2 protein-coding genes are annotated in these 13,586 nt (G+C 73.8%); both read right to left on the reverse strand.

All coding sequences use genetic code 11. The annotated features are described in order from the left end of the window. A partial coding sequence (locus RM590_RS16580; RefSeq protein WP_311705358.1) for a type I polyketide synthase occupies positions 1-1,834 on the reverse strand: 1,834 nt, incomplete at its 3' end. Positions 1,835-1,851: 17 nt separating this feature from the next. Further along, on the reverse strand, positions 1,852-13,554 hold the full coding sequence (locus RM590_RS16585) for an SDR family NAD(P)-dependent oxidoreductase (protein ID WP_311705359.1): 11,703 nt from the start codon (positions 13,552-13,554) through the stop codon (positions 1,852-1,854). Positions 13,555-13,586 lie beyond the last annotated feature (32 nt).

Below are 13,586 nucleotides of genomic sequence, written 5' to 3' on the forward strand. Positions count from 1 at the left end.
CCTCCCGCACCGAACACCCCACCAACCCGTCCAACACCCCACACACCTCATCCAACGCCCCCGCGAACACCGGAAACCACCCATACAAACCCCGACCCATCCCCACCCGCTGCGACCCCTGACCGGAAAACAGGAAGGCAATCTTCGTCTGACGCGCGGTCTTCTGAAGCACATCCCCGGCCGGTATGTCCTCGGCCAGCGCGGTCAGCCCCGCGAGCAGGGAGTCGCGGTCCTCGGCCAGCAGCACCGCCCGGTCGTCCAGCGCCGCCCGGGTGGTGGCCAGGGCCGCGCCCAGCCGGGGCAACGGCAGCTCCGGCCGGTCCTGGAGGTGGTCGCGCAGCCGGGCGGCCTGGGCGCGCAGCGCCGCCTCACCCCGGCCCGACAGCACATACGGCAACGGACCATCCACCACCGCAGGGGACTCCGCCTCCGGGGACTCCGCCTCCGGCGCCTCCTCCAGGATGATGTGGGCGTTGGTGCCGCTGATCCCGAACGAGGAGACCCCGGCCCGGCGCGGCCGACCGGTCTCGGGCCACTCGGTGGGCTCGGCCAGCAGCTCGACGGCGCCCTCGGACCAGTCCACGTGCGGGGTCGGCTCGTCCACGTGCAGCGTGCGCGGCAGCACCCCGTGCCGCATCGCCTCCACCATCTTGATGACCCCGGCCACGCCCGCCGCCGCCGTTGTGTGGCCGATGTTGGACTTGATCGAGCCGAGCAGCAACGGCCGTTCACCGGGCCGGTCCTGGCCATAGGTCGCGAGCAGCGCCTGCGCCTCGATCGGATCGCCCAGCGCGGTGCCCGTGCCATGCGCTTCCACCGCGTCGACATCACCCGGCGCCAACCGGGCGCTCGCCAGGGCCTGTTCGATCACACGCTGCTGGGACGGGCCGTTCGGCGCGGTCAGTCCGCTGCTGGCGCCGTCCTGGTTGGTCGCCGAGCCGCGCACGACCGCCAGCACCCGGTGCCCGTTGCGCCGCGCGTCCGACAGCCGCTCCAGCAGCAACACGCCCACGCCCTCGCCCCAGTTGGTGCCGTCGGCGCCGGCCGCGAACGCCTTGACGCGGCCGTCGCGGGCCAGCCCGCGCTGCCGGCTGAACTCCACGAAGAGCCATGGGTTCGGCATGACGGCGACGCCCCCGGCCAGGGCCATGCCGCACTCCTCGGCGCGCAGCGCCTGGCACGCCCAGTGCAGCGCGACCAGCGACGAGGAGCAGGCCGTGTCCACGGTGACGGCCGGCCCCTCCAGACCGAAGGAGTACGCGATGCGACCGGAGATGACGCTGTTGACGTTGCCGGTGAGGGTGTAACCCTCCACCTCCTGCTCCGGGTTGCGGATGCCGCCGCCGAGATAGCCGGGGTTGCCCGCCCCGATGAAGACGCCGGTCTGGCTGCCCTTGACCGAGGTCGGGTCGATCCCGGCCCGCTCGAACACCTCCCACGACGTCTCCAGCAGCAACCGCTGCTGCGGATCCATCGCCAGCGCCTCACGCGGCGAGATCCCGAAGAAGTCCGCGTCGAAGTCGCCCGCGTCATGCAGAAAGCCGCCCTCGCGCACATACGTCCGGCCGGACGCCTCCGGGTCGGGGTCGTAGAGGGCGTCCAGGTCCCAGCCCCGGTTGTCGGGGAACGCGCCGATCGCGTCGCAGCCCCCGTTGACCAGCTCCCACAGGTCCGCGGGGGAGGCGACGCCGCCCGGGTAGCGGCAGGCCATGCCCACGATGGCGACCGGCTCCTGCCCCTTCGCCTCCACGGCCTGCAAACGGGCGCGCGTCTGCTGAAGATCGGCCGTGACGAGCTTGAGGTACTCGCGGAGCTTCTGTTCGTTGCTGGCCATCCGACGCTGACTCCCGTTCAGTTGAGGCCCAGTTCCTTCTCGATCAGGGCGAACATCTCGTCGTCCGTCGCCGAGTCGAGCCCGGCCTTCTCGTCCGTGGCGGCTTCCTGGCCCTCGGGGGCCTCGTCGCCTTCGAGCTTCCAGAGCAACGCCCGCAGCCGCTTCACGGCCCGGGCCCGGCCGCCGCTGTCCTGCGGCAGGGCCGCGAGCCGGGCCTCCCAGGAGGCCATGGCCGTGAGCACCTCACCGGCCGGGTCTCCGGCCTCGCCGGAGGTGCCGTCGGCCGGCGCCAGGGCGGTGAGGAGGTGGCAGGCCAGAGCCGCCGGGGAGGGGTGGTCGAAGATGACCGTGGTGGGCAGGCGCACGCCGGTGGCCGCCCCCAGCCGGTTGCGGAACTCCACGGCGGTGAGGGAGTCGAAGCCGAGGTCCAGGAAGCCCCGGTCGGCGTCGATGGCCTCGGCGGAGGTATGCCCGAGCACGGTGGCGGCATGGTCGCGCACCAGGTCCAGCACCGTTTCGGCCCGCTGGCGCTCGGACTGCCCGGCGAGGCGGGCGGCCAGCGCGTCGGCGTAGCCCGCGGCCGGGCCCCCCGAGGCGGCGCGGCGGCGCGGCGCGACCTGGACGACGCCGCTGTAGAGGAACGGCAGCGTGCCCGCGTCGGCCTGCTTCCGGAGGCCCGACAGGTCGAGCCGCGCGGGCACTTGGAGGGCTTCGTCGCGTCGGCAGGCGGTGTCGAAGAGGGCGAGGCCCTGTTCGGTGGGCATGGGCAGCAGTCCGGTGCGGCTGATGCGCGCGAGATCGGCGGCGGCCAGGTCGCCGGTCATTCCGCTGGCCTGGGCCCAGTGGCCCCAGGCGAGGGAGGTGGCGGGCAGACCCTGGGCCCGGCGGTGGGCGGCGAGCGCGTCGAGGAAGGTGTTGCCCGCCGCGTAGGCGCTCTGGCCCGCGCTGCCGGCCGCTCCGGCGAGGGAGGAGAAGAGGATGAACGCGGTGAGGTCCAGGTCGCGGGTCAGCTCGTGGAGGTGCCAGGCGGCGTCGACCTTGGGCCGCAGCACGCTGGTCACGCGTTCCGGGGTCAACGAGGCGAGCACGCCGTCATCCAGAACGCCTGCCGTGTGGACGACGGCGCGCAGCGGGTGCTCGGCGGGGATCCCGGCCAGCGCGGCGGCCAGTTCCTCGCGGTCGGCGGCATCACAGGCAACCACGCTCGCTACGGCACCCAACTCCGCCAGGTCGGCGGCGAGTTCGCTCGCGCCGGGGGCGTCGGGTCCCCGGCGGCTGGTCAGCAGCAGATGCCGCACCCCATGCGTGGTCACCAGGTGGCGGGCCAGCGCGGCACCGAGCGTGCCGGTGCCACCGGTGATCAGCACCGTCCCTTCCGGATCCCACGACTGCGGCACGGTCAGCACCAGCTTGCCGACATGCCGCGCCTGACTCATAAAGCGGAACGCCTCCGGCGCCCGCCGGATGTCCCACACCCGCACCGGCAACGGCTCCAACACACCAGAGGCGAATAGGTCGTTCAGCTCCGCGAACATCTCTCCGACGCGCTTGGGGCCCGCCGCTTCGACAAGGTCGAAGGCGCGGTAGGCGACGCCGGGGTGGGCGCGGGCGACGTCGTCCGGGTCGCGGACATCGGTCTTGCCCATCTCGATGAACCGCCCGCCCCCGGAGAGCAGCCGCAGCGACGCGTCCACCAACTCCCCGGCCAGACAGTCCAGTACCACCTCCACACCGCCCGAGAAGCGCTCCTCGAACGACGCGTCGCGGGAAGAGGCGATATGCGCGTCATCCAGCCCGGCCGCCCGCAGCACGCCCCACTTGGACTCACTCGCCGTGCCAAACACCTCCGCGCCCAGATGCCGCGCCAGCCGTACCGCCGCCGTGCCCACGCCACCGGCGGCCGCGTGAATCAGCACCCGCTCCCCCGACCGCAACCCCGCCAGATCCACCAGCGCGTAATAGGCCGTCAGATAGGCGGACGGCACGGAGGCGGCCTGCTCGAACGACCAGTCCCGGGGGAACCGCGCGACCATGTGGGCATCGGCCACGGTCAGCGGCCCGAACGCGCCGGGGATCAGCCCCATCACACGGTCGCCGACAGTCAAGTCGGCGACGTCCGGGCCGACTTCGGTGACCACGCCCGCGGCCTCGTTGCCCATCGTCGCCTCGCCCGGATACATGCCCAGGGCGGCCAGCACATCGCGGAAGTTCAGCCCGGCCGCCCGCACCGCGACCCGCACCTCGCCGGGCGCGAGGGGGCGTTCGGCGGAGGGATGCGGGCCGAAGGCCAGGTTCTCCAGGGTGCCGGCGGCCGTGGTGTCGAGGACCCAGGTGTCCTCGGCGGGCAGGGGGAGCGTTCCGTCCGCGGCGTTCCGGGTGAGGCGGGGGGCGAGGAACCGGCCGTCGCGCAGGGCCAGTTGCTCCCTGCCGGTGGCGAGGGCGGCGTCGAGGGGCAGTTCACCGTCCCCGTCGCGGTCGATCAGCACGATCCGCCCGGGATTCTCCGCCTGCGCCGACCGCACCAACCCCCAGACACCCGCATGCGCCAAGTCGGGCACACCCTCACCCGACCGCACGGCCACCGCGCCCCGCGTCACCACCACCAACCGCGACACATCCGAAGACTCCGCAGCCAGCCACTCCCCCACCACACCCAACAACTCCACCGTCGCCGCACCAACCACCCCCGGCGACACCTCCCCAGGCGCCAACTCCACAACCGTCGACTCCACTTCCGAAACGTTCTCCGGCACCGCCACCGGAACCCACTCCACCCCGAACAACGCCTCATCGCCGCCCGGCATCAGGGCGCCGATCCGGTCGAGCGAGGCGGGGCGCGTCGCGAGGGAGTCCACGGAGGCGACGGGACGACCGGCGGCGTCGGCGAGGTCGATGGCGAACGAGCCGCCGCCGGAGGGCCTCAGCCGGACCCGGAGGCGGGTGGCGCCATCGGCGTACAGGCGGACACCGCCCCACGCGAACGGCAGCCGCACGCGGCCCCGTTCCTGCTCCTGTCCCGTGCCGACGACGGCATGCAGCGCGGCGTCCAGCAGGGCCGGATGCAGGGCAAACCGGCCCGCCTCCCGCGCTTGCGTCTCGGCCAGCTCCACCTCGGCGAACACCTGGTCACCGTCGCTCGCCCGCCAGGCCGCGGCCAACCCCTGAAAGGCCGGGCCGTACCCGTAACCCGTCCCCGACAGCCCTGCATAGAAGCCGTTGAGGTCGATGGGCTCCGCGCCGGCCGGGGGCCAGGCGGCCAGGTCGAACGACGGCTCCTCCCGGCCGGCGGCGAGGGTGCCGGTGGCGTGCCGCACCCAGCTTCCCGCCGTATTCCCGGGGTCGTCGGGGCGGGAGTGGATGGACAGTGCGCGCTTCCCGGCGCCGTCCGTGGCCCCGATGACGACCTGGAGCCCGACCCCTCCCCGATCGGGGATGACTAGGGGGGCCTCCAGGGCGAGTTCGTCGAGCACATCGCAGCCGACCTCGTCACCGGCGCGGACGGCGAGCTCGACGAAGGCGGCGCCGGGCAGGATCACCGTTCCGCCGACCGCGTGATCGGCCAGCCATGGGTGGCTGAGCAGGGAGAGGCGGCCGGTGAGGACGGTCTGCTCGTCCTCGGCGAGGGTGACGGCGGCGCCGAGCAGTGGGTGATCCGCCGAGACCAGCCCGGCGGCCGAGACATCGGTGGCCGCGCCGCCGGTGTCCGGCCAGTAGCGCCGGTGGTGGAAGGCATAGGTGGGCAGCTCGACGGTGCGGGCGTCGAGCCCCGCGAGCACGGCCGTCCAGTCGACGGGGGCGCCCCGGGTCCAGGCGTCGGCGAGCGAGGTCAGGAAACGCTCCGGCCCGCCCTCGTGCCGCCGCAGCGAGCCGGCGGTCACGGCCTGGCTGCCCGTCGCGTCGATGGTCTCCTGGACGCCGATGGTGAGCACCGGGTGGGCGCTCGCCTCGATGAACACCCCATGCCCGCGCGCCAGCAGCGCCCTGATGCCGTCCTCGAAGCGAACGGTCTCCCGCAGGTTGGTGTACCAGTAGGCGGCGTCGAGTTCGACTCCGTCGATGGCCCGGCCGGTGACCGTGGAGACGAAGGGAACGGTGGCGGCGCGGGGTTCGATCCCCTCCAGCGCGGTGAGGATGTCGTCGCGGATCTCCGCCACCTGCGGCGAGTGCGACGCATAGTCCACCGCGATCCGCCGAGCCCGCACCCCGCCCGCCTCGCAGGCGGCCAACAACTCGTCCAAAGCCACCGGTTCACCCGACACCACCGTGGAGCCGGGCCCGTTCACCGACGCCACCGACAACCGCTCACCCCACCGCGCCAACCGTCCCCGCACGTTCTCCGCAGGCTCGGCGACCGAGACCATGCCGCCCCGCCCGGACAGCGCCAGCAACGCCCGCGCCCGCAACGCCGACACCCGCGCCGCGTCCTCCAACGACAGCACACCCGCCACCGCAGCAGCCGCGATCTCCCCCTGCGAATGCCCGATCACAGCCGCCGGCTCCACACCACAGGAACGCCACAGCTCCGCCAGCGACACCATCACCGCCCACAACGCCGGCTGCACCACATCCACCCGCTCCAACGCGGCAGCATCACCCAGCACATCCAGCAACGACCACCCCACATGCGGCGCCAACGCCACCGCACACTCCTCCAACCGCACCGCGAACACCGGCGAGGACGCGTGCAGTTCCAACGCCATCCCCACCCACTGCGACCCCTGCCCCGGAAACACAAACACCGGACGATCCACGCCCTTGGTGACCGTTCCGCTCTCGGGCGAGGCGAGTGCCGCGCGGAAGCCCTCGTTGTTCTCCGCAATCACCACGGCGCGGGTGTCGAGCGCCGCGCGGGTGGCCGCCAACGACAGGGCGATGTCGGCCGGTTGGGGCCCGTCCGCGCCCGCCGCGTACTGGGCCAGCCGCTCGGCCTGGCCCCGCAGGGACTCGGGGCTCCTGGCCGAGAGCACCCAGGGCAGGGGGCCGCCACTGAACGGCACCGGGTCAGTGGTCGGCCTGGGCGGCGCGGTGTCCGTGGTGTCGGCGGCTTCGGACGGGTCGTATTCGAGAATGACGTGGGCGTTCGTGCCGCTCGCGCCGAACGAGGAGACCCCGGCGCGGCGCGGGCGGCCGTTCGACGGCCACTCGCGCTCTTGGCTCAACAGCTCGACAGCACCGGCCGACCAGTCCACGTGCGGGGTCGGCTCGTCCGCGTGCAGCGTGCGGGGCAGCAGCCCGTGCCGCATCGACTGCACCATCTTGATGACGCCCGCCACGCCCGCCGCGGCCTGCGTGTGGCCGATGTTGGACTTCACGGACCCGAGCCACAACGGCTTTTCCGCGGGCCGCCCTTGACCATAGGTGGCCAACAGCGCCTGCGCCTCGATCGGGTCGCCGAGCGTGGTACCCGTGCCATGCGCCTCCACCGCGTCGATGTCCCCCGGGGCGAGCCGGGCGCGGGCCACGGCTTGTTCGATGACGCGTTGCTGGGAGGGGCCGTTGGGGGCGGTGAGGCCGTTGCTCGCGCCGTCCTGATTGACGGCGGAGCCGCGGACGACGGCCAGCACGCGGTGCCCGTTGCGGCGCGCGTCGGAGAGCCTTTCCAGCAGCAGCACCCCGACGCCCTCCGACCAGGCGGCGCCGTCCGCCCCCGCGCCAAACGACTTGCAGCGGCCGTCGGGCGCCAGGCCGCGTTGCTTGCTGAACTCGACGAACACGCTCGGCGTGGCCATGACGGTGACGCCGCCCGCGAGGGCGAGTGCGCACTCCCCCTGCCGCAGTGCCTGCGCGGCCAGGTGCAGCGCGACCAGCGAGGAGGAGCAGGCCGTGTCCACGGTGACCGCCGGGCCTTCGAGGCCGAAGGTGTAGGACAGCCGCCCGGAGACGGCGCTCGCGGACGTTCCCGTGAGCAGGTATCCCTCGGCGCTGTCGCCGGCCTTCTCCACGTGGGACGCGTAGTCGTGGTACATGACGCCGGCGAAGACGCCGGTCCGAGTGCCCTTGACGGAGGCGGGGTCGATCCCGGCCCGTTCGAAGGTCTCCCAGGCCGCTTCGAGGAGCAGCCGCTGCTGGGGGTCCATGGTGACGGCCTCGCGCGGCGAGATGCCGAAGAGGTCCGGGTCGAAGTCGGCGGCCTCGTGGAGGAACCCGCCCTCGCACACATAGGACGTGCCAGGCCGGGCACCGTCCGGGTCGAAGAGGGTGTCGAGGTCCCAGCCCCGGTCGGTCGGGAAGCCGGAGATGGCGTCGCCGCCCTCGGCGACCAGCCGCCACAGGTCCTCGGGAGACCGCACGCCGCCCGGGAAACGGCACGCCATGCCCACGATGGCCACCGGCTCGTCGGCGTCGGTGGCCTCGGGCGGCGGGGCCGGGGTTCCGGAGCGGCGTGCGGGGATGGCCGACAGGGTGGTGCCGAGGTGGCGGGCGACGGCGGCCGGGGTGGGGTGGTCGAAGATCAGCGTGGCGGACAGCCGTTGACCGGTGGCGCCGGAGAGGCGGTTGCGGAGGTCGACGGCGGTGAGTGAGTCGAAGCCCAGCTCCTTGAACGCCTGGTCGCCGTCGATGGCGTCGGCGGTCGCGTGGCCGAGGACGGCGGCCGCCTGGTCCCGCACGAGGTCGAGCAGTCGCCGTTCGCGTTCCGCCTGGGGCAGGCCGGCCAGGCTCGTTGCCCAGGCCGCCGTCTCGGGCGCCTCGGCGGGCCCTTCGGCCGCGCGCCGGGACGGGGTCCGGACGAGGCCGCGCAGGGCGCCGGGCAGCACGCCGTTGGCGGCGCGGGTGCGCAGAACACGGTGGTCGAGGCGGACGGGGACCAGCAGGGCGTGCTCGCCGTGGTCGGTGAGGGCCGTGTCGAGGGCGGCGAGACCGGCCTCGGCGGGCAGCGGCAGGATCCCGGCGCGGGAGGCCCAACCGCCGTCTTCCTGGGCCGTGTCGAGGTGGGCGGTCATGCCGCTGGGCTGCTCCCACAGGCCCCAGGCCAGCGAGGTCGCGGGCAGCCCGGCCGCACGCCGGTGCGCCGCCAGCCCGTCCAGAAACGCGTTGGCGGCCGCGTAGTTGGCCTGCCCCGGATTGCCGAGCACACCGGCCGCCGACGAGAAGAGGACGAACGCGGTCAGGTCCAGGTCACGGGACAGCTCATGGAGGTGCCAGGCCGCGTCCACCTTCGGCCGCAGCACAGCCGCCAGCCGCTCCGGCGTCAACGAACCCACCACGCCGTCGTCCAGCACCCCCGCGGCGTGCACCACGCCACGCACCGGAACCCCGGCTTCGGGAGACAGCACCTCGGCCAGCTCCTCGCGGTCGGCCACATCACAGGCCACCACCCGCACCTCAGCGCCCAACTCCCCCAGTTCGGCGAGCAGTTCAGCCGCACCCGGCGCCTCAATGCCCCGCCTGCTGGTCAGCACCAGATGCCGCACCCCATGCAGCGTGACCAGATGCCGGGCCACCAGACCACCCAACGCACCCGTACCACCCGTCACCAACACCGCACCCTCCCGATCCCATGCCGGACCGGCCACCCCACCGCCGGTGCCGACGCGGACCAGACGCGGCACCAGGGCCGTGCCCCGGCGCAGGGCGAACTGGTTCTCGTGGGCGGCCATGGCATGGGCGACGGCGGCGGGCAGGGCCGCCTGCGATTCGGGGGTGTCATCGAGGTCGGCGAGCAGGAAGCGGTCGGGGTGTTCGGTGGCGGCGGAGCGCATCAGACCCCACACCGGGGCATGGGTCAGGTCGGTGACGTCCTCGCCCGGCCCGGCGGCCACCGCCCCATGAGTGACCACCACCAGCCGCGCGTCGGGCAGTTGGTCCCCGGCGAGCCAGGACTGCACCACGGCGAGCGCGTCGGCCGTGGCGGCGTGGGACCGTTCGGCGAAGGTGGCGCCGGGTGCCTCGCCGAGGAGGACCGCGACGATGTCCGGCGCGGGCGCCCCGGAGGCCACGGCCTCGGCGAGCGAGGTGAGGTCGGGGTAGCGCGTGCCGGGCAGTTCACCGGCGGGAGCCGTACCGAGCAGCGCCCAGGCGGGAGTTGTCGCGCCGGGGGCGGGCGTGCCGGTCGGCAGCGCGGTCCAGTCGGTCCGGTGGAGGACGCGGTCCTCGTTCCGGCCATCGGCCGCGCGGCGGAGTTGTGTCTCGTCGACGGGCAGCAGGGTCAGCGCGTCGATGGTGGCGACGGGCCGGCCGGTGGGGTCGGCCGCGTGCACGGCGAGGGTGCCGTCCCCGGCGGGGCTGACGCGGGCGCGGAGAGCGGTGGCGCCGGTGGCGTGCAGGGTGACGCCGCCGAAGTCAAAGGGGAGTCGCACTTCGGAGGTGTTGTCGGGGCCGGTGAGCAGGCCCGCGTGGAGTGCGGCGTCCAGGAGGGCGGGGTGGAGCCCGAACCGATCGGCGTCCCCGCGCGCCTCCCCGTCCAACACGACCTCGGCGAAGACCTCTTCGCCCGACCGCCATGCCGCACGCAACCCCTGGAACGCCGGCCCATACCCATAACCGGCCTCGGCCGCACGGGCGTAGAAACCGGCCAGATCCACCGGCTCCGCGCCCGCCGGCGGCCAGACACCCCCCAACTCATCGGCCGCACCGCCGACACCGCGGCCCAGCACGCCCACCGCATGCCGCGCCCACTCGCCCTCGCCCTCAACCACCCGCGAGAACACCGCGACCGAACGCCGCCCGTCCGCACCCGGCGCGCCCACCGCCACCTGAAGCCCCACCTCGCCCTGTTCGGGCAGAGGGAAAGGGGCTTCGATGGTGAGGCTCTCGAGGGTGTCGCAGTCGGTGTCGTCGGCTGCCGCCAGGGCGAGTTCGACCAGCGCGGTGCCGGGCAGCAGGACCGTGTCCAGCGCCGCGTGATCCGCCAGCCAGGGATGCGCGCGCAGCGAGACGCGCCCGGTCAGCAACAGGCCGCCGTCCTCCGCCACCGACACCGACGCACCCGCCAACGGGTGGCCGGTGGCGGTGACATCTCCGGGGACGCCCTGGGAGCCGTCGGCCCAGTAGCGGCGGCGGCGGAAGGCGTAGGTCGGCAGGTCGATGACGGCGGCGTCGCGGCCGGCGAGGACGGCGGGCCAGTCGACGGCCACGCCCCGCGTCCACGCCTCGCCCAGAGAGGCGAGGAAACGGCGCGGGCCGCCCTCGTCGCGGCGCAGCGTGCCCAGGGCGGCGGCCGCCCGGCCGTCGGCCGCCTCGATGGTCTCCTGGACGCCGATGGTGAGCACCGGGTGGGCGCTGACCTCGATGAACGCCGCGTGGCCCCGGTCGAGCAGATCGCGGACGCCGTCCTCGAAGCGGACGGTTTCCCGGAGGTTGGTGTACCAGTAGGCGGCGTCGAGTTCGACTCCGTCGATGGCCCGGCCGGTGACCGTGGAGACGAAGGGCACGGTGGCGGCGCGGGGTTCGATCCCCTCCAGCGCGGTGAGGATGTCGTCGCGGATCTCCGCCACCTGCGGCGAGTGCGACGCGTAGTCCACCGCGATCCGCCGGGCACGGACCCCCTCCGCTTCGCAGGAGGCCAACAACTCGTCCAAAGCCGCCGGTTCACCCGACACCACCGTGGAGCCGGGCCCGTTCACCGACGCCACCGACAACCGCTCACCCCACCGCGCCAACCGTCCCCGCACGTTCTCCGCAGGCTCGGCGACCGAGACCATGCCGCCCCGCCCGGACAGCGCCAGCAACGCCCGCGCCCGCAACGCCGACACCCGCGCCGCGTCCTCCAACGACAGCACACCCGCCACCGCAGCAGCCGCGATCTCCCCCTGCGAATGCCCGATCACAGCCGCCGGCTCCACACCACAGGAACGCCACAGCTCCGCCAGCGACACCATCACCGCCCACAACGCCGGCTGCACCACATCCACCCGCTCCAACGCGGCAGCATCACCCAGCACATCCAGCAACGACCACCCCACATGCGGCGCCAACGCCACCGCACACTCCTCCAACCGCACCGCGAACACCGGCGAGGACGCGTGCAGTTCCAACGCCATCCCCACCCACTGCGACCCCTGACCGGGGAAGACGAAGGCGACCTTGCCCTCGATGTCCGCGAGCCCCTGGACGATGCCGGTGGCGGTCTCCCCACCGGCGAACCGGCGCAGGCCGTCGGAGTGTTCGCCGAGGGCGAGGGCGCGATGGGACAGGGCGGCCCGGGTGGTGGCCAGGGACAGCGCGACATCGTCCGGGGACACATCGGCCCCGGCGAACGCGGCCAGCCGCGCCGCCTGGGCCCGCAGCGCGTCCGGGCCCCGGCCGGACAGCGGCCAGGGCGCGGTGACGTCCGGGCGGAAGACGGCGGGGACTTGGGGTTGATCGTTGGCCCGGGGCGGCGCCTCGGGGGCGTCGTCCGGGGCCTGTTCGAGGATGATGTGCGCGTTGGTGCCGCTGATGCCGAACGAGGAGACCCCGGCGCGGCGCGGGCGGCCGCTCGACGGCCAGGGGCGGCCCTCGGTGAGGAGCCGCACCGATCCGGCGGACCAGTCGATGTAGGGGGACGGGGCGTCGACGTGCAGCGTGGGCGGCAGTTGGGCGTGCCGCAGCGCCATCACGGTCTTGATGACGCCGCCGATGCCCGCGGCGGCGGCGGTGTGGCCGATGTTGGTCTTGAGGGAGCCCAGCCACAGCGGCCGGTCCTCGGGCCGGCCCTGGCCGTAGGTGGCGAGCAGCGCCTGCGCCTCGATCGGGTCGCCGAGGGTGGTGCCGGTGCCGTGCGCCTCCACGGCGTCCACGTCGTGGACGGTCAGCCGGGCGTTGGCCAGGGCCTGTTGGATGACGCGCTGCTGGGAGGGGCCGTTGGGCGCGGCGAGGCCGTTGGAGGCACCGTCCTGGTTGATCGCCGAGCCCCGGATGACGCCGAGGACGCGGTGGCCGTTGCGTTGCGCGTCGGCGAGGCGTTCCAGCACGACCAGGCCGACGCCCTCGCCCCAGCCGGTGCCGTCGGCGCCGGCCGCGAACGCCTTGCAGCGGCCGTCCGGGGCCAGGCCGCGCTGGCGGCTGAACTCGATGAACATCCCCGGCACCGACATCACGGTCACGCCACCGGCCAGCGCGAGCCCGCACTCTTCGGCGCGCAGCGCCTGGCACGCCCAGTGCAGCGCGACCAGCGAGGAGGAGCAGGCGGTGTCGACCGTGACGGCCGGTCCTTCGAGGCCGAAGGTGTAGGCGATGCGGCCGGACACGACGCTGCCCGAGCTGCCGGTGAGCGCGTATCCCTCGATGCCCGGCCCGCCGCGCTGGAGGCCGACGACATGGCCGGAGGTGGCCGCGCCGACGAACACGCCGGTGGTACTGCCGCGCAGCCGCTCCGGCGCGAGCCCGGCGCGTTCGAACGCCTCCCAGGACGTCTCCAGCAGCAGCCGCTGCTGCGGGTCCATGGCCAGCGCCTCGCGCGGCGATATCTCGAACAGCCCGGCGTCGAACTCGGTGGCATCGTCCAGGAATCCGCCGTGTCGGGTGGTGGAGGTGCCGGGGTGGTCGGGGTCGGGGTCGTAGAGCGCGTCGAGGTCCCAGCCCCGGTCGGTGGGGAAGCCCGAGATGGCGTCCCTGCCCTCCGTGACGAGCTGCCACAGGTCCTCGGGGGACCGGGCGCCGCCCGGGAAACGACAGGCCATGCCGACGATCGCGATGGGCTGCCGGGTCCTGTCCTCGGCGTCGCGCAACCGCTCGCGGGTGTCATGCAGTTCGGCGGCGACTCGCTTGAGGTAGTCGACGAGTTCCTGCTCGTTCGCCATGCGGCGCGTCCTTCCCTGTCCCTGTAGTCCGT

It is taken from the genome of Streptomyces litchfieldiae, assembly GCF_031845365.1.
In the GTDB taxonomy this organism is placed as follows: Bacteria; Actinomycetota; Actinomycetes; order Streptomycetales; family Streptomycetaceae; genus Streptomyces; species Streptomyces litchfieldiae.

Bases quoted from the DNA above. Each gene is read 5' to 3' on its own strand.
- RM590_RS16585 (WP_311705359.1), bottom strand. From the start codon at position 13,554: ATGGCGAACGAGCAGGAACTCGTCGACTACCTCAAGCGAGTCGCCGCC.